A 20,160-nucleotide genomic window follows, 5' to 3' on the forward strand; every position below is an offset into this window, starting at 1 on the left:
AAAAATTCCTGCTCAATTTCCCGGAAAGTGCACGAGCAGAAGAGTTATGCATTACCAAACGACAAATAATCCTTAAACTTCCGGGCGTTGGTAGCACCACGACAAATTGTGAATATACCACACTGATCAAGAACATTGCAAGGGCCTGGTGCTTTTACCCAACTCCCGCAAAGGCCGTTCTTGACGCACCGAATCGATAATGTTACCTACATCTAAACGATCACACTCTTTAAAAATATTGTTTTAAGCTATGGACATTTTTACTCTGTCACCGCCTTATTCGTCAGTTGGGGTTTTACGTGAATCTGCTTAACCGCTACCTCTTGAACCAATTTGTTAAATATTTTTTCACAGTCAACATGGGATTTGTCGCCATCTATCTCCTCGTTGATTTTTTCGAAAAAATCGATGATTTCACCAATGGCGGGAAACCACTGTCGCTGGCTCTTGAATATTTTTTCCTGACCATTCCCTTTATAGTCGACCAGTTGGGTCCTGTATTTATCCTGCTCTCCGGCGTCATCGCCCTTGGGATGCTCAATCACACCAATGAACTCACCGCCTTGAAAGCCGGTGGTATCCCCCTGCGGCTCATCATCAGACCGCTGCTTCTCGGGTCACTGTTTTTTACCATGATGTTTGTTGTCGCCGCCCAGTGGCTGCTCCCTGTAACTATAGCCAGGACCAACAACATCTGGTATGAGCAACTGAAGGGCAAGGTTCCTTTGGGGATTTTGCGCAATAACCGATACTATTACAAGGGCAAGGACGGTTTTTATTCTTTTGGCTGGCCTGACCCCAAACAGTACACCTTTAAGGATTTTTCCTACTCCAGCTGGGATGAAAAATATAACATCAAAACATTGACAACCGCCGCGTACGCCACCTGGCAGGAAGACGACGACAGTTGGCTATTGCGCATTGGACAAATTCACCAGAAGGAAGGCGGCAACACGTACCGCATCAGCAACTTTACCAGTCAAAAGGCCAGCTTTCCAGAACGACCGGAGAACTTCCTGATTCCGGCCAATAAATCAGCGGAACAGTCACTGACCGATCTTTACCAGGAAATCGGCAGGACCGAGGTGGAACATGAAAAACGAGCCGCCTCAACCAACTTTCTCGGTCGCGTTTCCTATATTTTCCTCGGGATACCTTTGCTGTTGCTCGGCTTGCCCATCCTCCTCTATTCCTACCGGAAGTGGGGGCGGGACCTCTCCGTGGCCATTCCGGTCAGCTGCGGTCTGGCCTTTATTGCCTGGGGAATATGGGGCGCCCTGCAATCCCTGGCCATTGCCGGATATGTATCGCCGGTCATCGCCGCGATCGCCATACACATCGTTTTTTCCCTCACAGGAATCTTTCTGCTCATAAAAAATGACCGCTAAGCAAATATATATAATGAAAATGGCCGTCCGGGATGCTCCCGGACAGCCATTTTCAAGAACAACATTTTTTCAGACAGCTCTATTTCTCAATAGATAGCAGCTCCACATCAAAAACTAGCACGGAATTGGGTTGAATTGTTGGTGCGGCGCCATTTTCGCCGTAGGCTAGCTCGGAAGGAATAACCAAATGAAGTTTCGTTCCCGGGTTCATCAGCAGCAGGGCCTCGCTCCACCCTTTAATGACCTGATCAACCTGAAAGAGAGCAGGTTCTCCTCGTTTAATCGAACTGTCAAATTCAGTCCCATCAACCAGCGTGCCGACATAGTCAACCTTGACGGTGTCGGTCGGTTTGGCGTTCTCTCCCGCCCCTTTCTTGATAACCTGGTATTGCAGGCCACTTGCAGTGACAATCACCCCTTCTTTCTTTTTGTTCTCTTCAAGAAAGGCTACTCCAGCAGCTTTATTTTCCTCTTTCATTTGCTCCATTTTGGCCATCTGCTCGGCCTGCATCTTCTCGCCGAACTCTTTCTTGACAGCCATCATTTCCTCAGGCGTCAGTAACGGCGTTGCCTCTTTATAGGCATCTTGAATGCCTTTAATGAGCATTTCCTCCTGAATATCTTTGCCGGCGTCCTTGAAATAATTACCCACCTCGAAGCCCATACTGTAACTGATCTTTTCTTCAAAGCTTGCCGGCGGTGCAGAATAAGACACGGCAGGCAGTGCAATGCAAAGTCCTAGCACTGCCGATGCAAAATATTTTTTCATCCGAAACTCCTCCTTAGAAGGTTTTTTGTATTTTGTACCATAATTACGACAAAAAAGTCGCGTTAAATATCGTTGTTACAACCAGTGCGGGCAGAATCAATAATCCCCAGGAGAGTATGACCAGAGTAATCCCCTGATTGCCCCTGTTCAAGTGTTTATCCGCGCCGAGTTGTGGGTAGCGCCGAAGAAGCGACTTGACGGCTCCCGATCGTTTGTTGAAATCCTCTCCGCCAATGTAATCATTGATCACGCCTTTACTTTTCAAAAAACCGAGCATTTTTCTGCATTCCGACCGAATAACTCCGCATTTGCCACTTGAACCATAGCCATGAATGAGCGTCAATACCTTGACATCGTTTCTGATTGCGTCGTCAATTATTTCCTGCATACGGTGAAGAGCAACCTCCAGCACCGGACGACCAGCCTCGAGATTAACGGTTTTATGGACAAACCCGGTCTTTTTTATCCGCTCGGTTACCTCCACCCTGCTGCCGCAAAAGGGACACAGCAAACGTGATGGATCTTTTGTATTGCCGCAGACATCGCAGAGAGCCTTCATCCTGCCACCTCGTCCTTTTTTCCTGCAACTACAATCGACGGACGTTGATCACAGCCGGCAGTTGTCGGAGGTGCTGTATCAGGACGTTCAGATGGTCGAGATTTTCTACCTCCAGGGAAATGGTCATATCCGCCTGGTCAGTCGGCGTGGTGTGCGCGGCAATATCAACAATATTGGCATTATCCAGGCTGATGGCCCCACTGATTTCCGAGAAAATTCCCCGCTTGTTCTCCGCACTGATATGGATACCCGCCCGGTAGGTTTTTTCGGCAATACCCGACCAGGAAACATCAATCCACCGATTGGGATCGGAACTGAGCAGGTTATGGCAACTTGCCTTGTGTACGGAAACACCACGGCCCATGGTGATAAAACCAACAATCGGGTCACCCGGCAGGGGCCGGCAGCACTGACTGACCTTGACCAGCATCCCGTCAATGCCGTCGATACTCACCCCGGCTTTATCTTTTCCTCCTCCACTGACATGCTGGCTGACCATCAGGCTTGCCAGTTCTTCCGGTGGCAGTTGTACAGCGTTCTGTTCGTTTTCCTTGCGCAGTTCAGGCGGCTGCAGCCCCTTGATAAGATTCTGTACGGTAATCGCCCCGCTGCCGACCTTGCTGAGCAGATCATCGAGCGAGTTGCAGCGCAGCTGCTTGAGTATCAAACGGATATGCCCACTCTTGATAATTTTTTTCAGCGAGGTGTCATATTTTTTAATCTCTCTTTCACAGATTTCCCGACCGAGTTTCAGCGCCTTCTCTTTTTCCTCCCGTCTCAGCCAGGAACGTATCCTGGTTCTCGCCCGGCTGGTCTTGACCAGATTGAGCCAGCCTCTTCTTGGCACCTGTGTCGGAGACGTAACAATCTCGACGATATCTCCGGTCTTCAGCTGATATTTCAGCGGCACCTGTCGTCCGTTAACTTTTGCCGACACACAGTGGTCTCCGACCTCGGTGTGGATCGAGTAGGCAAAATCAATAGGGCAGCTGCCTAGCGGCAATTCCTTGACCTCACCCCTCGGGGAAAGCGCATATATCTCCGGGTCGTACAGTTCGCCAACCAGGCTATCGAGAAATTCCCTCGGATCCTCGACATCCTGCAGAGAGGTGACCAGATTTTTCAGTTCACGAAAAAGTTTGACATCCTTTTTGTTAACCTTTTGGCCCTCCTTGTAGGCCCAGTGCGCGGCAACACCTTCCTGTGCCACCCTGTCCATCTGATCGGTGCGGATCTGAATTTCGATGAAGTGGTCCCGGGGACCAACCACCGTCGTATGCAACGACTGATAGTTGTTTGCCTTGGGAACGGAAATAAAATCCTTGATCCGACCGGGAACCGGTGCCCAGTTGGCATGAATGGTTCCCAGGGCCTCATAGCATTCGTTGACGGTTTCAACAATGATCCGAAAGGCAACCTTGTCGTACACCCGTTCAAGAGGAATATTCTGGGCAATCAGTTTCTTGTAGATAGAATAGAGGTGTTTTGGCCGACCGATTATACGGATGGGAACAATGCTGCTCTCCGCCAGCTTTTCATGGAGGATGTTGATGACTTCATCAACGTATTTCTGGCGTTCATCGAGTGAACTCTCCAAGGTGTGCGTCAGCTCATAGTGTTCATCTGGATGCAGAAATTTAAAGGCGTGGTCCTCTAGCTCCCGCTTGAGCCAGTCGATACCGAGACGGCTGGCCAGAGGGGCGTAGACGTCCATGGTCTCCCTGGCCATGTCGAGCTGCTGTTCCCGGTCGACCATATCAAGGAGAAACATATCGAGAAGCCGATCAACCAGCTTGACCAGCAGCACCCGAATATCCGTGGCGATAGCCAGGAGCATTTTCCGCAGGTTTTCCGCCTGACTGGCCAGCTTGCTGTTATAGGAAACATTGGTTATCTTCGTTGATCCCTCAACGATGCCCGCGACATCTTTGCCAAATTTCTCGACAAGCTCCTCGACCGTCACCCCTTCTTTGAGAACCCCATGGAGCAGACCGGCAAGAATCGTATCGAGATCCAGATGCATGGAAGCCAGTGTCGAGGCCACCTCGAGCAGATGCATAACGATCAGCTCGCCGGAAAAATGCCGCCGACCTTTGTGCACGCGGGAGACGATCTCCCATGCCTCATCAATGCGAGACAGATCAACGCCATGCAAATAATTTGCCGCCAGAGTCTTCAACCCGCCAGGGTTTATTGTCGATAGATGGGTCATAAACAACTTTCCGGTTATTTACTCAGTTCAGCAAGAATTGTTGTCCGGAGACGTTTGATGGTTTCTTCCGGTGTCAGTTCCTCGACGGTGCCATCTTTGCGGTTTTTGATTTCCACCGTGCCACTTTTTATGAAGGTTTTGCCGACAGTCACCCGATAAGGAATTCCCAGCAGGTCGGCATCCTTGAATTTAAAGCCGGGTCGTTCGTCCCGGTCATCGAGGAGCACCTCCAGGCCTGCCGCCTGCAGATCCTCATAGAGATTTTCCGCGGCGGTGTTGATGATCTCATCGTCTCCCCCAAGGTTGACAATGATCACGGTATACGGCGCCAGAGGCACGGGAAAGATGATGCCCTTATCGTCATGGTTCTGCTCAATGGCGGCGGCGACTATACGACTGACGCCTATGCCGTAACAGCCCATGACAAAATGCTTTGCCTGTCCGTCTTTGTCCTGGAAGGTTGCCTGCATCGACTCGGAGTAGCCGGTACCCAGTTTGAAGACATGTCCCACTTCGATGCCTTCCGTGGTCTCGAGCTGACCGCCGCATTCCGGACAAGGATCAGAGGTGGTTATCTGCCGCAGATCGCCCACCGCTTCCACCTGAAAATCCCGCCCCAGATTGACGTTTTTCAGATGGTAGTTCTTCTCATTGGCCCCGGCATAAAAATTCTGCATGGCGGCAACTTCCTGGTCGGCAACCATACGGACAGCAATACCGACCGGCCCGAGATACCCGGTTGGCACACCGGTTGCGTCAAAGACCTCCTGTTCGTCGGCCATTTCCACATCTGCCGCACCAAGCAGATTTTTGAGTTTCACTTCCTCTACCTCACGGTCAGCGCGCACCAGCACGGCGACTATCTTACCGTCTGCTTTAAAAACGAGGGTTTTGACCAATTGCCGTGGCGCAATACCTAAAAACTCACAGACCGTGTCAACCTTTCGCTGGCCGGGAGTTTCAATCTTTTCCATGTCGAGGAGGGCTTCCGTCTGCTCGCTTTGCACAAGTTTAACAACCGCTTTTTCCATATTAGCGGCGTACTCGCACTGCTTACAGACGACGATGGTGTCTTCGCCGGTTTTGGCCAGCACCATAAACTCATGGGAGAAACTGCCGCCAATCGCGCCGGAATCGGCCTGGACTGCACGAAAAGACAGGCCGCAGCGGGTAAAAATTCGTTTATATGCCTCATACATTTTCATATAGGAAATGCCGGCCGCCTCATCATCGACGTCAAAGGAGTAGGCATCCTTCATGATGAACTCCCGGCCGCGCATGAGTCCAAACCGCGGCCTGATTTCGTCGCGGAACTTGGTCTGAATCTGGTACAGATTCATGGGCAGATTTCTGTAGGAGTGCAATTCCTTGCGGGCGATGTCGGTAATCACTTCCTCATGGGTCGGTCCAAGACAGGATTCCCTGTCGTGTCGATCATGAAATCGGAGCAGTTCCGGTCCGTATTTTTCGTACCTGCCGGTTTCCCGCCACAGATCGGCAGGCTGCACCATCGGCATGAGCAGTTCCTGAGCTCCGGCCAGGTTCATCTCTTCGCGGACGATATTTTCAACCTTACGGATTGCGGCCAGGCCAAACGGCATATAGGTATAGATACCGGCAGTAAGCTTGCGGATGCATCCCGCACGCAGCATGAGTCGATGACTGACTATTTCGGCTTCGGCCGGGGTCTCTTTGAGAGTCGGCAACAGGGTCTTTGAATAGCGCATATTTTTATTTTTTATAAAGGATTAATCTTTTAAATCGAACCTAGCCCTTCATCTTCCATCTTTTTCAGCTCGGCGAGAAAGATTTCCAGCAGCTGATCTTCAGGGACCTTTCGCCAAATTTCACCTTTCTTGAAGATAATACCGACGCCGTTGCCGCCGGCAACACCTATATCGGCCTGCCTGGCTTCCCCCGGACCATTGACGACGCAGCCCATAACCGCAACCTTCAGCGGGCTCTCCATGGTCTGGACGAATCGCTCAACCTCCTCGGCCAGTGTAAAGAGATCGATACGGGTACGGCCGCAGGTTGGACAGGAGATCAGCTCCGGTCCACGTTCGCGGATCTTCAGGGATCGAAGCAGCTCAAAGCCGACCCGCACCTCCTCCACCGGATCACGGGTCAGAGAAATGCGGAAGGTGTCGCCAATGCCCTGACTGAGAAGGATGCCGAGGGCGACACTCGACTTGACGGTCCCGGCAATAAGTCCACCCGCTTCGGTTACCCCGAGATGCAGCGGGTAGTCGGTGGTTTTCGACAGCTGCTGGTAGCTGTTGATGGTGGTCAGCACATCGGAGGACTTGATCGAGATCTTAATCTCGTGATAGCCATGTTTTTCAAGCAGACGGACATTGCGCATGGCGCTTTCAATCAGGGCGACAGTATTCTCCGGGGTGGGATAGCCGTGTTTTTTCAACAGATCCTTTTCAATGGAGCCGCTGTTCACCCCGACCCGAATCGGTATCCGATGCTGCTTGGCTGCAGCAACCACCAGGGCGACTTTCTCTTCCCCGCCGAGATTGCCGGGATTAATACGAATACCGTCGGCACCGCTTTCCATGGCGGCAACAGCCAGGCGAGAGTCAAAATGTATATCGGCAATCAGAGGAATGGAAATCTTCTCCTGAATAGCCCGAATGGCCGCAGCCGCCTCGAGGTCTAAAACGGCAACCCGGACGATATCACACCCGGCTTGCTGCAGACGACAGATCTGCGCAACGGTCTGCTGTACATTTTTCGTGTCGGTGTTGGTCATCGACTGCACACTGATGGTGCTGTCACCGCCTACGGCGACCTTGCCGACCTGTATTGATCGCGTTTTACGTCTGTTAATCATCGGCCGCCCAGATTTTTGTCGTGCAATTGTGCATCTTTTTGCAAGAGATTGAGTTCGGCATCCGAGCTGCGGATATAGTGCGGTACCGCCTCGGCCAGATCAAGCTGTTCCCCCGCCTCCAGCATTTCTCCGGCAAGCATGCCAAGTGACGATGCTGACGGTTCATGCAGCTGAGAAGGGGCAAAGATGACAGCCTTGCCAAGTAAATTTCTAAACACTTCACCATACACCATTGCACCGTCACCAACCATGAAAAGCGGTTCGGAAACAGCAGCAACAAGCTTTTCCGGCGCAACCACGGTCATGTCGCTGACGCGCTGCGAAAAACCTTCGGCATTGCATCGATAAAAAGCACCATAAACCTCTTTTTTTCGTGCATCGAGGACAGTGCAGATAAGTCGCGAAGTGACGCATTTGGCCGCCAGGGAATCAAGGGTCGAGACCCCGAGCAACACTTTGCCCGCAGCTGCCGCCAGTCCTTTGGCCGTGGCCATGCCGATTCTCAGCCCGGTAAAACTTCCCGGGCCGAGACTCACCCCGATCCCGGTAATAGACGGCCAGTCGACCTCGGCTTTTTTCATTATATAATCAATGGCCGTAAGCAGACGCCTTGAGTGGGTGACAGTACCGGTAAGGCTGAGCGAGGCAACAACTCTGCCCTCTTTCCTGCTTCCGCAGGTAAGGGCAACGGCACTGCAGGGGGTCGCAGTGTCGATCGAGAGTATAAACGGGTGTCGGCACTCCATCAACGAAACAGCCTGACGATATCATTGTAGAAAACAAAGATCATAAGCGTGGCCAGAAGGCCGATGCCGACCTGCTGGGCGATGATCTGCGCCCGTTCATTCATCGGTTTTCGTCGTACGCCCTCAATGGTCAGAAAGACCAGGTGTCCACCGTCGAGAACCGGGATCGGCAGGAGATTCAGGATGCCCAGATTGACACTGAGCAGACTCATGAAATAGATAAGATTCAACCAGCCGGCCTTCATCTGTTCGCCGGCAATCTGGGCGATAAGAATGGGCCCGCCTATTTCCGAGGCAGGGACAACCTGCTGGATGATTTTCACAAAGCCCATGACCGTCAGGGTTACGTACATCCAGGTTTGCTGACAGGCGCTCTGCATTGCGCCCAATAGGGTGCTTTTTTCATAGCTCAGCTCATCGGCCTTCATGATGCCGATCATATAGCGCTTCTCCACTTCTTCGCCGAAGACGTTTTTCACCGCATCAATCGCCGGTACTATCTTCAAGCTCAACCGTTCCCCCTGGCGCTCGACGTCAACACGGATGGGTTCTCCGGCACTGTTTTTCACTGCCTCCAGGACATCGATCCAGCTGATGGTTGCCGTGTCGTCGATACGCACTATAACATCTCCGGCCTGCAACCCGGCAACGGCCGCGGGTGAATTTTCATTGACCTTGCCTATTCGAGTGGTATCAACCGACGTCGGAATACCGACGAAGGAAAACACCATGAAAAACAGCACAATCGCAAAGAGAATATTGAACAGCGGACCGGCTAAAACCACCATAAACCTCTGCCATACAGGTTTATGGGCAAAAGAACCTTTTCTGTCTTCTTCGGAGATCTGCTGCTCATCCGGATTTTCACCAAACATCTTGACAAAGCCGCCGAGCGGAAAGGCCGAGATGACATATTCGGTTTCGCCGAAGACCTTGCCGACCAGTTTCGGCCCAAAACCAAGAGAAAATTTCAGGACGCGAACACCGAATAACTTGGCAAAAAGAAAATGACCAAGTTCATGGACAAAAATAAGCAGACCAAGAACCAGTATAAATGAAAAGAGTGTATTCATAGCTAAAAACGTTTAAAGGGGACACGCCACCGGATGCTGGGACGTAGATATAAAATTTAATTTGTATTGAGGATAAGCCTCCACGCCTCACGCCTCGCAGCAACATCCGCGCCAAGAATATCATCGAGACTGTCCTCACTTCCTGCATGAACAATATCCATTGTTCGGGCAACTGTCTCCGCTATTTGCGGAAATGTTATCTTCGATTGCAGGAATGCCTCCACGGCAACTTCGTTGGCACTGTTCAATACCGTCGGCAACACGCCCCCGCTCTCAAGGGCGGCAAAAGCGAGTTTGAGAGCGGGAAAACTCAGGTAGTCAGGCTCAAAGAATTCCAGGTTGCCGCAGGTGAGAAGATCAAGAGGCTCCAGCTGCAGAGGTCGCCTGGCCGGATAAGAGAGCGCGTAGGAAATAGGAATACGCATATCCGGGATGCCGAGCTGGGCGAGCACCGAGCCATCTCTATACTCGACCAGAGAATGAACGATCGACTGTGGATGGACGACCACCTGGATTGCTTCACTGTCCACCTCAAACAGCCACCTGGCCTCGATAACTTCCAACCCCTTGTTCATCAGTGTTGCCGAGTCAATGGAAATCTTCCTACCCATGCTCCAGTTGGGATGATTCAACGCCTGCTCCATGGTAACGTGCTGCAGCTGTTGCCAGCTCATGCTGCGAAAGGGGCCTCCGGAGGCGGTGAGAATGATTTTCCGCAAGTCCTTTCTTCGTCCGGCCTCAAGAGCTTGAAAAATAGCGGAATGTTCTGAATCGACCGGCAGAAGTCTAATGCCTTTTTTCTGCACAGCGGCCATGACTATGCGCCCGGCCATGACCAGGGTCTCTTTATTGGCAAGGCCAATATCCTTGCCCGCTTCAATGGCGGCAAGCGTCGGCAGGAGTCCTGCCGCACCGACGATAGCCGAAAGAGTGAAATCGGCGGCCGGATGGGCTGCGACAAGTATATTCCCCTCGGTGCCGTGGACAATTCTCTCGTGAAATTCGTCGGGAAGAAGTGTGCGCAGGGCCGCGGCTTTGTCGGCATCGCCGACAGAGATCAATTCCGGGGTAAATTCTTTTACCTGTTCAGCCAGCCGCTGGACATTAGCCCCGGCGGCCAGAGCGACAACTTTGTAGAGTTCAGGGAACTGTCGGATGACATCAAGGACGTTGACGCCGATGGACCCGGTCGATCCCAAAAGAGAAATATGTCGCATCATAGCACCGGAAAAGTAAGCAGGTAATAAAGGATCGGACAAACGAACAGCAAGGAGTCAACTCGATCCAGTATCCCGCCATGCCCGCCAAGACAATGGCCGGAGTCCTTGGTGGCGGTGCCTCGTTTAATAATCGATTCTGTCAGATCCCCGGCAATCCCGGCAATTGCCAAGAAAACAGCCGCACCGGTGAGAAACAGCCAGTTGACCGCCGGCAGGAGTAACAGGGCAAAAATCACTGCACCGGCAAGGCCGCAGAAAACACCTCCCACGGCCCCCCCAACGGTTTTATTCGGACTGATATTTGGGCAGAGCTTTTTCTTGCCTATCGCCTTACCGACAAAATAGGCCCCGCTGTCGGAACAGGCGGTTATGGCCGAGGCAATGATCAGCCAGCTGCCTCCATCGGGTACAAAGCGCAGCAGCACAACATGCGATCCCAGGACGCCAACATAGATTGTACCGAAGACAAGACGACAGAAAAGATTATAACTGTCGGCAATGTCCCTGTAGCGATACAGAATATAACAGGTCAGAGCGAGAAACGATCCCAGTGTGGCCAGAAGCAGCGTCGCGGTATGTGGACGCAGACAGGTCACGGCAACCGGAGCGGCGAGGATGCAATTGACAAGCCACCGTTCAACAGGAACGGTCTTCCGCCTGTCGACCATGTGTACATACTCATTGGCGGCGATAAGTACTATCGGGACAATGACAAGACAAAACAAGAGGATCGACCCTTGCAGCAGCAGGAGAAGCCAGAAACCAGCAATCAATAGTCCAGGGACAATACGTTGCATCAGCTATTCACACAGCAGCTGTTCGCCGGTACGCCCGAACCGCCGCTCCCGAGACTGAAATTCCTGAAGAGCCTGTAATAAAACCTCTCTTCGAAAATCGGGCCACATGGTTTCGGTAAAATAGATCTCGGCATAGGATACCTGCCAGAGCAGAAAATTAGACAACCTCGCTTCGCCCCCCGTGCGTATCAACAGATCTGGATCGGGCATGCAGCAGGTATCAAGATTTTCGCTTATCATTTGATCAGATATCTGCTCGGGGGTAATTTCGCCTTGGAGACAGCGTGTGCTAATCGCCCTTACCGCCCGAACAATTTCATCACGGCCACCATAGCTGAGCGCAAGATTCAAGGTAAGCTTAGAGTTGGCCGAGGTTGCCTCGATCACCTTTTCCAGAGATTGCCGGACCGTCTCCGGCAGCTTTTGCCTGTCGCCAATGGACATGAGCCGGATATCATTTTTTTGCATCCGGGGCAATTCCGATTCGAGGTAATTTTTCAGGATGGTCATTAAACCCCTGACTTCCTGCTCAGGTCGACGCCAGTTTTCCGAAGAAAATGCGTACAATGTAAGATACTCGATACCGATTTGCCGACACGTTTCGACAATATTCTGCACGGATTGTGCTCCGGCTTTATGACCAAACAACCGGGGTTGTCTTCTTTTCTGGGCCCATCTGCCATTTCCGTCCATAATAATCGCAACGTGACGAGGAAGGCGATTCAAATCAATTGTGCAAGTGCCAGACATACAAGACCCGTTCATATCGTTTGCGAAAATTAAAGCAATGGGCAGGTGGATGGGGTCAGACCTCCATTACTTCTTTTTCTTTGTTGGCGGTTACTTCATCAATCTGTTTAATATACAAATCTGTTTCACTCTGCGCCTCGTCCTGAAACTTAAACAGTTCGTCTTCGGAAATTTCCTTGTCCTTTTTCTGCTTTTTCAGGATTTCGATGGATTCTCTGCGGATATTCCGGATGGCCACGCGAAATTCCTCGGCAACCTTTCTCACCGATTTTACCAGCTCCTTGCGCCTCTCCTCCGTCAGCTGCGGAATATTCAGACGAATAACCTTGCCGTCACCGATTGGATTAAGGCCGATATCGGATTTGAGAATAGCTTTTTCTATAGCGGGGAGCATCTGAGGATCCCAGGGCTGAATGACAATCATTCTACTCTCCGGGATAGTGATGGTGCCGACTTGGTTGAGCGGCATGGAACTGCCATAGGCATCGACAAGAATACCATCAAGAATGGACAAAGAGGCCCTGCCGGTGCGCACTTTGGCCAATTCTTTCTTGAAGGCCTCAACACTCTTTTCCATTTTATCGGACGACTCTAAGATCACTTCATTCATGATTTCACCTCGGCTTTTTTTCAGTTGATCTATCGGGATTTATGAAGTTATCAGCGTACCGACATTTTCACCCATGGCAGCACGTTTGATATTCCCCGATACCGCCATGTCCAAGACCATAATTGGCAGATTATCTTCTTTGGCCAGGGCTATTCCTGCGGCATCCATCACCCGCAAACCTTTCTTCAAGACATCATCATAGGTAAGCCGATCAAATTTAACGGCCTCTGGGTAAAGGACGGGATCCATATCGTACACTCCATCTACCTTCGTTGCCTTGATAACCACATCGGCATCAATTTCCAGAGCTCGAAGCACCCCTGCGGAATCCGTGGTAAAATAAGGGTTTCCGGTTCCTGCGGCAAAAATCACCACTCGCCCCTTTTCGAGATGTCTCGTTGCCCTTCGCCGTATATAAGGTTCGGAGACTGATTGCATGGGAATTGCAGACATGACCCGAGTAATAACACCGGCTCTTTCCAGGGCGTCCTGCATGGCCAGGCTATTCATAACAGTGGCAAGCATGCCCATATTGTCGGCGGTAGTGCGATCCATGCCCTTACTTGCCCCGGCAACACCCCTGAAAATGTTCCCGGCGCCAATGACCAGGCCAAGCTCAACCCCAATCGCCACCACTTCTTTTACTTCAGCCGCAACAAACTCGAGAATTTTGGTATTGATGCCATAGGCATCGTTCCCCATGAGCGCTTCACCACTGAGCTTCAGCAGTATTCTCTTGTACTGTAACTTTTCGGACATAGTATTCTACCTTGAAAAAGAAATGAGCAGGACAACGGCCTCTTTCATTAAACAGGTGGACATTGGGGCAGTCCACCTGTCGAAGAGATATTATTCTACACCGATCTGAAAGCGGGCAAATCTTTTGATGGAGATATTTTCACCAATCTTTCCAACAAGGTCATTCAACAGATCCTGAATGGATATGTCCGGGTTTTTGACGAATTTCTGCTCCAGTAAAGCGATTTCGGCGAGGAATTTTTCGATTTTACCGGTTACCATTTTCTCGGCAATGGCCTGGGGTTTTCCTGAATCGATAGCCTGCTGGATATAGATCTCTTTTTCACGAGCTATCACCGCCGCCGGCACTTCTTCCCGCGAAATGGCGATAGGGTTTGCAGCGGCAATATGCATGGCGATATCTCGGGCAAATGCTCTGAAGTCATCGTTTTTAGCGACAAAATCAGTTTCACAACCCAGCTCTACCATGACGCCCAGCTTCCCGCCGGCATGGATATAGGTTTCAATAACGCCTTCACTGGTGGCTCGACCCGCTCTTTTGGCGGCAATAGCCAAGCCTTTCTGACGCAGCAAATCGACAGCCTTTTCCATGTCACCATCGGTTTTCTCAAGGGCCTTTTTACAATCCATCATACCAGCTTGAGTTTTATCCCGCAGATCTTTTACCATCTTACTTGTAATTGCCATGGTAAATCTCCTTTGTCATACTTTTGAGTAATATTTTTTTTTTCACGACAACCGTAACAGTTGTAATGAAAACAGATTCAAGACATATACATACGAAAAAGGGGCAGTCTCAAGACAGCCCCCTTTTACATTAACAACACTTGCCTTTACCGAAGCCAAACAAGACGAGCTCTGGTAAAATTATGCCGAGGCTTCGGTTGCCTCACCCGGCATCTCACTCTCCGTTCCACCCATTGCCGCAGCAATTGCTTCCTCGGAGGCATCTTCACCATCGCGAAGGGCCTGGCCAGTAAGCACGGCTTCGGAAACATGGTAGCTAATAAGGCGGATAGACCTGATGGCATCATCGTTACCTGGAATAACAAAGTCGATATTATCAGGATCACAGTTTGTATCGGCCATAGCCACTACAGGGATGCCAAGCTTTTTGGCTTCACTGACCGCTATCGCTTCCTTGCGTGGATCGACAACAAACAGCACGGACGGCAGAGAACGCATGTTTTTGATACCACCGACGTTTCTCTCCAGCTTGATGCGCTCTTTTTCCATAAGCAGAATCTCTTTTTTCGGAAAACGATTTATGGAACCGTCTGCCTGCATGGATTCGATGGATTTCAGTCTATCGATGCTGTTCTTGATTGTCTGAAAATTGGTGAGCATGCCGCCGAGCCATCGATGATCGACATAAAACATGTTGGCACGTTTGGCCTCGTCACTGATGATAGCCTGTGCCTGTCGCTTTGTGCCGACAAAAAGCACCGAGCCGCCGCTCTTTACTTCCGCGGTGATAAAATCGCAGGCTTTATCAAAGAGTCGTTTCGTGACATCAAGGTTAATAATATAAATTCCGTTCCGAGGACCGTAAATATACGGCTTCATTTTCGGGTTCCAGCGCCTCGTTTGATGGCCGAAATGAACACCGGCCTTGAGCATGTCTTTTACTGTAGCATGTGCCATAATTTTCTCCGATTCTGGTTTTTCCTCCACCTTCTGTAATCGCGAACATTGGTAGTATGTTCTCCGACACCAGTTGTGAGCGAAGATGTGTGTTTTTGACAGCAGACTACTTCAGTCTGCTCTGTGTTTGGGACAACGTCACTGTGTACCATTAGTTGCGTTGTTTTGCAACTCATGGTTATAAAATCGCCCAGATAAATCTTATTTACCTACTAAAGAGCTTTTCCCGGTAAGAAGCAGCTTGAGCCATTGAAAGCCGAACTTAAGTAATTCGGCGTCTTCTTTGGCTATTCGATTTTTAAAATCCCGGTCAATTCTAAATTGTTTAACAAGCTTATGGATTTCGGCAAAGCGCCGAAAAGCATCAATATTATAGCAGACCATAAATGCCAGTTGCTGTTTTTCACCTGCAGCCCCTTCTCCCTTCCATGGATTCTGGCGGAAAACAGTATCTATTTCCGCCCATAAAGCATTCATGGCGTTGTAGTCGATCAGTCGTTGATTTCTGATCCAGCGACTGACGGTAAGCCAAGTATCTTCGCTGTGGCCAAGACAATAGTCATGCCTGGTCAAAAAATAGTATTCCGCGGCTTTACCTGATGCACTCGAACGATCTACCGCTCTTTCGAGAGGATATGTTCTACAGGCTGAAGGTCGATCATTATAGACGGAACACCCTGTTTTATCGAGAAAAGGACAGGCCTTTTCATCATCTTGGTTTAATTTGAGCTTGACTGTCGGAAAGTAAGGGTTATCCCCCGATGCCAAAAATGTATGGGCACGCATAAATGTTTCCGAGTCGACATGAAGAGCATTTTTTAATCGAATAATGTCATAAGGATAAAGAATCATATCAACATTTCGACAGCAAAATGTAAAACAGGCAACTCCAGGATGGCAGGCGAATTGAAATTCAGCACTACCCAGAGGAACCATCCCATCAGGAAATGATTTATTACGATTATCCAACCTCATCCTCTACCAAGAAAATTCAGCAAAAAAAAAGCTGGCAGGAACATATGCCCCTGCCAGCTTTAACCAATTTTGCAGGCCAGCTCAACTATCAGCCTGAACGGTCTCGCCAGTCTCAATAACCTCTTCATAACCGACAAGTTCAATAATGGCCATACCAGCAGCATCACCTTTTCTTACCCCGGTTTTCAAAATCCTGGTGTAGCCACCGTTCCGGTCGGAAAATTTGTCTTTTATAACTGTAAAAAGTTTCTCAACAACATCCTTACTCCTGATGAAGGCCAGCGCCTGTCTTCTTGCGTGCAGATCGCCTCTTTTGCCCAAGGTAATCATTTTTTCAGCAATCGGGCGAAGTTCTTTCGCCTTTTCAGCCGTAGTGACAATCCGCTCATGCTCAAACAGAGAGGTGGCCATATTTCTGAACATTGCCATCCGATGTGAAGTGGTCCGTCCTAATCTTCTGCCTGTTAATTTATGTCTCATCTCTATATCCTCAGCTACTGCCTAAAACCTGATACGGTAACTTTGTCTAAATAATCAATTATGGCGAATACAATATTCGCTACCCTTCTTCTTTTTCTGCACGCTGATGTGGAGGAATCCAACTCTCAAACTTCATGCCAAGCGTCAGATCCATTTCTGAAAGGAGAGCCTTGATCTCGTTGAGCGACTTCCGTCCAAAGTTTTTTGTCTTGAGCATTTCCTGGTCGGTTTTCTGAGCAAGATCACCAATATAATTAATATCGGCGTTTTTCAGACAGTTAGCAGAACGAACAGAAAGCTCGAGATCTTCCACCGGTTTATCCAAATAGGGATTCAAAGGTTCTGTATCACCATTTTTTTCCGGAAAAACTTCAGGTTCAGCTTCTTCTTCATCAAAATTGATAAAGATAGTCAGCTGTTCCTTCAAGATTTTGGCGGCGTATGCAAGCGCATTCTCAGGTCGCAAACTTCCATCCGTTTCAATCTCTATTATCAGTTTGTCATAGTCAGTTTGATGTCCTACCCGCGCCTGTGAAGTACTGTATATAATTTTCTTAACAGGTGTAAAAATCGCATCAATGGGTATCTGACCAATTGAAAGGTTTTCTTTATCCATCTTTTCGGCCGGTTGATATCCCTTTCCCCACTCAACGGTCATCTCGGCATGAAAGGAGGTTGCACCGGTAAGCGTGCAGATCACCTGGTCCTTATTCATCACCTCAACGTATCCGGATTCAACAATATCTCCAGCAGTTACGATACCAGGGCCAATTTTATCGATAGTGACCTTTTGCGAATCAGCAGAGTGCAGCTTGATGCGTACCAGTTTGAGATTGAGAATAATCTCACTGACATCTTCCATGATATCCTTCATGGAGGTGAACTCGTGCAGAGCTCCATCGATTTTCACCGAAGTAATTGCTGCTCCCTGTATAGATGACAGAAGAATACGCCGCAAGCTGTTTCCGATTGTGGTTGCGAATCCTCTCTCGAGTGGTTGACATATAAACTTACCGTACATAGCGGTATATTTTTCTCTGTCAACCTCTAACTTCTCAGGTTTTATCAGCTCGTGCCAATTTCGGTGAAACGGTATTTTTTCGTCGGCAACTTGAGTCATAAATTTCCTTCTCTGCGTTTCTACTAATAAGTAGCGTAAGCCTTATGAGTACCGTAAAATTCACATCCTCGTTTATGGAATGAATTTAGTTGAAGTACGTATCCCATAAGGGGCGCTAAAAAGAGTCTCGCCCTTTCAAGGGGAGACTCTTTCTATAGCAAGAATTTTCATTTGGGCAACAGGCTATGCGAAATAACTACTTATATCCTGTAGTTCATACTCGATTATTTGGAGTAGAGTTCTACGATGAGCTGCTCCTGGATCGGCAAAGTCAACTCTTCTCTGTTTGGCAGAGCTTTTACCGTCGCCTTGTATGCATCTTTTTCCAATTCGAGCCAACTGGGGACTCCTCGTCTGACAACCGCCTCTAGATTTTCATTAATGACGGTGTTAGCACGGCTTTTCTCCTTCAGCGTGACGACATCACCAGCTGACACCAGAAACGAAGGGATATTGACCTTTCGACCATTGATCTGGATATGATTATGCCGCACGATCTGTCGTGCCTGTTTTCTCGAGGAGGCAAAGCCGGCACGAAATATCATATTATCAAGACGTCGTTCAATCAGGATGAGCAGGTTTTCGCCGGTTACACCCTTTTGACCGTCAGCTTTTTGAAAATTCAGACGAAACTGCCCTTCGAGCATGCCGTAGATACTCTTTACCTTCTGCTTTTCCCTCAACTGAACGGCATAGTCTGACAGCTTTTTAAATCTTGCTTGTCCATGCTGACCCGGCCCGAATGCTCTTCTTTCGAACGAACATTTATCGGAATAACACCGGTCACCCTTGAGGTACAATTTCAAACCTTCTCTTCTGCATCGACGGCATGCAGCACCAATATTTCTAGCCAACGTAGGCCTCCATTTTCATTAGCACCTGGTAAAGATCCGACCTCTTGCGAGTGACATATTCTGCAGGTACTTATCCCATCTATAGGGGTTAAATTCTATAACAGTTCTATACTGCCGTTATACTCTGCGGCGTTTTGGAGGTTTGCATCCATTGTGGGGAATCGGTGTAACATCATATATTCTGCTCACCTCAAATCCGGTATTGATCAGAGCACGTAACGCGGCTTCCCGTCCAGGTCCAGGACCTTTAACCTTCACCTCAACTTTACGCATCCCGACGTCAGCAGCTTTTTTGGCAGCATCCGCCAGGGCGTTTTGCGCTGCGAAGGGAGTGCTTTTGCGCGAACCTTTAAAACCGAGGACGCCGGCGCTACACCAGGAAACAACATTCCCCTGTTTATCGGAAATGGTAACGATCGTATTATTGAAAGTAGAATAAATAAAAACAATACCTTCAGGTATGTTCTTTTTCACCTTTCTTTTTTTAGCCACAGCCATAACTTACACCTGTATTAAGTTCAATTATTTCCGACGGCCCGCATTTCTGCGCGGTCCTTTCCGGGTACGAGCATTGGTTTTGGTCTTCTGTCCACGACAAGGTAACCCCATGCGATGACGACGCCCCCTGTAACATCCCAGGTCCGTCAATCTCTTTATGTCCATAGATACTTCCCGCCGACGGTCACCTTCTACAACATACTCGTCTTCGAGTACCTTCCTGATCCGGTTGACATCATCACCGTCAAGATCGTCACTGTTCATGGTGAAAGGAAGATCTACTTTTTCAAGTATCTTTCGAGCAGAGGTCAACCCAATACCGTGTATGTAAGTTAACGCCCGATCCATGTGCTTATTTTTTGGAAGGTCAATTCCTGCTATACGTGCCAAGGTACATCTCCTTAAAAGAAGTAGGTAATTAAAAGCGGCAATACCTGTTTATCCCTGCCTCTGTTTATGTTTTTTTATCTTACAGGAAACGCGAACAATACCGTTGCGCTTGAAGATCTTACAATCACTGCACATTTTTTTTACAGACGCGCGTACTTTCATGATAAACAAACTCTCTATTTTTTCTTTTTGGCATTCTTTGCCCGAAACGTAACTCTTCCCCTATTAAGATCATAAGGAGAAAGTTCTATTGTAACCCGATCCCCAGGCAAAATTTTAATAAAATGCATGCGCATTTTTCCGGAGATATGGGCTAGCACTTTATGACCGTTATCAAGCTCAACACGAAACATCGCGTTTGGGAGCGGCTCTACAATAGTGCCTTCAACTTCAATTGCTTCTTCTTTTGACATGAATTATCCTGAAAATTCAAAGTTCAGTTAAAAACGGAACAGTATAATATAACTTCAAACA

23 protein-coding genes are annotated in these 20,160 nt (G+C 49.1%); 1 reads left to right on the forward strand and 22 read right to left on the reverse strand.

The window, feature by feature from the left end:
• The first annotated feature begins 299 nt into the window (after window positions 1-299).
• Window positions 300-1,388: an LptF/LptG family permease gene (locus tag ACYQ8U_RS16395; RefSeq protein WP_459946633.1), complete on the forward strand. Its 1,089-nt coding sequence runs from the start codon at window positions 300-302 to the stop codon at window positions 1,386-1,388.
• A gap of 79 nt (window positions 1,389-1,467) precedes the next feature.
• Here the strand turns inward: ACYQ8U_RS16395 and ACYQ8U_RS16400 are convergent, their stop codons facing one another.
• The 22 genes from ACYQ8U_RS16400 to infA all read right to left on the reverse strand — a co-directional run bounded on the left by ACYQ8U_RS16400 (window position 1,468) and on the right by infA (window position 20,099).
• Window positions 1,468-2,157 carry an FKBP-type peptidyl-prolyl cis-trans isomerase gene (locus ACYQ8U_RS16400; protein WP_459946634.1) on the reverse strand — a complete coding sequence of 230 codons (690 nt, stop codon included), beginning with the start codon at window positions 2,155-2,157 and terminating at the stop codon, window positions 1,468-1,470.
• A gap of 43 nt (window positions 2,158-2,200) precedes the next feature.
• Window positions 2,201-2,716 carry a Smr/MutS family protein gene (locus tag ACYQ8U_RS16405; RefSeq protein WP_459946635.1) on the reverse strand — a complete coding sequence of 172 codons (516 nt, stop codon included), beginning with the start codon at window positions 2,714-2,716 and terminating at the stop codon, window positions 2,201-2,203.
• Window positions 2,717-2,744: 28 nt separating this feature from the next.
• Complete coding sequence (locus tag ACYQ8U_RS16410; RefSeq protein ID WP_459946636.1) at window positions 2,745-4,928, reverse strand: RelA/SpoT family protein; 2,184 nt, start codon at window positions 4,926-4,928, stop codon at window positions 2,745-2,747.
• Window positions 4,929-4,942: 14 nt separating this feature from the next.
• Window positions 4,943-6,655 (reverse strand): proline--tRNA ligase, encoded by a 1,713-nt coding sequence (locus tag ACYQ8U_RS16415; protein WP_459946637.1) that lies wholly within the window; start codon window positions 6,653-6,655, stop codon window positions 4,943-4,945.
• 29 nt (window positions 6,656-6,684) lie between these two features.
• Window positions 6,685-7,770 carry a flavodoxin-dependent (E)-4-hydroxy-3-methylbut-2-enyl-diphosphate synthase gene (gene ispG / locus ACYQ8U_RS16420; RefSeq protein ID WP_459946638.1) on the reverse strand — a complete coding sequence of 362 codons (1,086 nt, stop codon included), beginning with the start codon at window positions 7,768-7,770 and terminating at the stop codon, window positions 6,685-6,687.
• On the reverse strand, window positions 7,767-8,516 hold the full coding sequence (tsaB, locus tag ACYQ8U_RS16425; RefSeq protein WP_459946639.1) for a tRNA (adenosine(37)-N6)-threonylcarbamoyltransferase complex dimerization subunit type 1 TsaB: 750 nt from the start codon (window positions 8,514-8,516) through the stop codon (window positions 7,767-7,769). Before tsaB ends, ispG begins: the two co-directional genes overlap by 4 nt.
• The gene (gene rseP, locus ACYQ8U_RS16430; protein ID WP_459946640.1) at window positions 8,516-9,589 is read right to left on the reverse strand and encodes an RIP metalloprotease RseP; all 1,074 of its coding nucleotides are present in this window, start codon (window positions 9,587-9,589) and stop codon (window positions 8,516-8,518) included. Before rseP ends, tsaB begins: the two co-directional genes overlap by 1 nt.
• A 56-nt stretch (window positions 9,590-9,645) precedes the next feature.
• On the reverse strand, window positions 9,646-10,806 hold the full coding sequence (locus ACYQ8U_RS16435) for a 1-deoxy-D-xylulose-5-phosphate reductoisomerase (protein ID WP_459946679.1): 1,161 nt from the start codon (window positions 10,804-10,806) through the stop codon (window positions 9,646-9,648).
• The gene (locus ACYQ8U_RS16440; RefSeq protein ID WP_459946641.1) at window positions 10,806-11,606 is read right to left on the reverse strand and encodes a phosphatidate cytidylyltransferase; all 801 of its coding nucleotides are present in this window, start codon (window positions 11,604-11,606) and stop codon (window positions 10,806-10,808) included. Before ACYQ8U_RS16440 ends, ACYQ8U_RS16435 begins: the two co-directional genes overlap by 1 nt.
• Window positions 11,607-11,609: 3 nt before the next feature.
• Window positions 11,610-12,356: an undecaprenyl pyrophosphate synthase gene (uppS, locus tag ACYQ8U_RS16445; RefSeq protein ID WP_459946642.1), complete on the reverse strand. Its 747-nt coding sequence runs from the start codon at window positions 12,354-12,356 to the stop codon at window positions 11,610-11,612.
• A gap of 55 nt (window positions 12,357-12,411) precedes the next feature.
• Window positions 12,412-12,966, reverse strand: a complete 555-nt coding sequence (frr, locus tag ACYQ8U_RS16450; RefSeq protein ID WP_459946643.1) for a ribosome recycling factor — start codon at window positions 12,964-12,966, stop codon at window positions 12,412-12,414.
• 39 nt (window positions 12,967-13,005) lie between these two features.
• Window positions 13,006-13,725, reverse strand: coding sequence for a UMP kinase (gene pyrH / locus ACYQ8U_RS16455; protein WP_459946644.1), 720 nt, complete (start codon window positions 13,723-13,725; stop codon window positions 13,006-13,008).
• A 90-nt stretch (window positions 13,726-13,815) separates the two neighbouring features.
• Window positions 13,816-14,412 carry a translation elongation factor Ts gene (gene tsf / locus ACYQ8U_RS16460; protein ID WP_459946645.1) on the reverse strand — a complete coding sequence of 199 codons (597 nt, stop codon included), beginning with the start codon at window positions 14,410-14,412 and terminating at the stop codon, window positions 13,816-13,818.
• Between the two features lie 180 nt (window positions 14,413-14,592).
• Window positions 14,593-15,369, reverse strand: coding sequence for a 30S ribosomal protein S2 (rpsB, locus tag ACYQ8U_RS16465; RefSeq protein WP_459946646.1), 777 nt, complete (start codon window positions 15,367-15,369; stop codon window positions 14,593-14,595).
• Window positions 15,370-15,570: 201 nt separating this feature from the next.
• Window positions 15,571-16,338: a YkgJ family cysteine cluster protein gene (locus ACYQ8U_RS16470; RefSeq protein WP_459946647.1), complete on the reverse strand. Its 768-nt coding sequence runs from the start codon at window positions 16,336-16,338 to the stop codon at window positions 15,571-15,573.
• An 87-nt stretch (window positions 16,339-16,425) separates the two neighbouring features.
• A complete protein-coding gene (rplQ, locus tag ACYQ8U_RS16475) occupies window positions 16,426-16,824 on the reverse strand; it encodes a 50S ribosomal protein L17 (RefSeq protein WP_459946648.1) in 399 nt (132 codons plus the stop codon).
• Window positions 16,825-16,903: 79 nt separating this feature from the next.
• On the reverse strand, window positions 16,904-17,944 hold the full coding sequence (locus tag ACYQ8U_RS16480; RefSeq protein ID WP_459946649.1) for a DNA-directed RNA polymerase subunit alpha: 1,041 nt from the start codon (window positions 17,942-17,944) through the stop codon (window positions 16,904-16,906).
• A 224-nt stretch (window positions 17,945-18,168) separates the two neighbouring features.
• Window positions 18,169-18,798 (reverse strand): 30S ribosomal protein S4, encoded by a 630-nt coding sequence (gene rpsD, locus ACYQ8U_RS16485; RefSeq protein ID WP_459946650.1) that lies wholly within the window; start codon window positions 18,796-18,798, stop codon window positions 18,169-18,171.
• A 117-nt stretch (window positions 18,799-18,915) separates the two neighbouring features.
• Window positions 18,916-19,296: a 30S ribosomal protein S11 gene (gene rpsK / locus ACYQ8U_RS16490; RefSeq protein ID WP_459946651.1), complete on the reverse strand. Its 381-nt coding sequence runs from the start codon at window positions 19,294-19,296 to the stop codon at window positions 18,916-18,918.
• A gap of 24 nt (window positions 19,297-19,320) precedes the next feature.
• A complete protein-coding gene (gene rpsM / locus ACYQ8U_RS16495) occupies window positions 19,321-19,686 on the reverse strand; it encodes a 30S ribosomal protein S13 (protein WP_459946652.1) in 366 nt (121 codons plus the stop codon).
• A gap of 48 nt (window positions 19,687-19,734) precedes the next feature.
• Window positions 19,735-19,848 (reverse strand): 50S ribosomal protein L36, encoded by a 114-nt coding sequence (rpmJ, locus tag ACYQ8U_RS16500; RefSeq protein ID WP_459946653.1) that lies wholly within the window; start codon window positions 19,846-19,848, stop codon window positions 19,735-19,737.
• 14 nt (window positions 19,849-19,862) lie between these two features.
• The gene (gene infA, locus ACYQ8U_RS16505) at window positions 19,863-20,099 is read right to left on the reverse strand and encodes a translation initiation factor IF-1 (protein ID WP_459946654.1); all 237 of its coding nucleotides are present in this window, start codon (window positions 20,097-20,099) and stop codon (window positions 19,863-19,865) included.
• Between the last annotated feature and the right edge of the window lie 61 nt (window positions 20,100-20,160).

The sequence above is a fragment of the Desulfocastanea catecholica genome, from assembly GCF_054657295.1.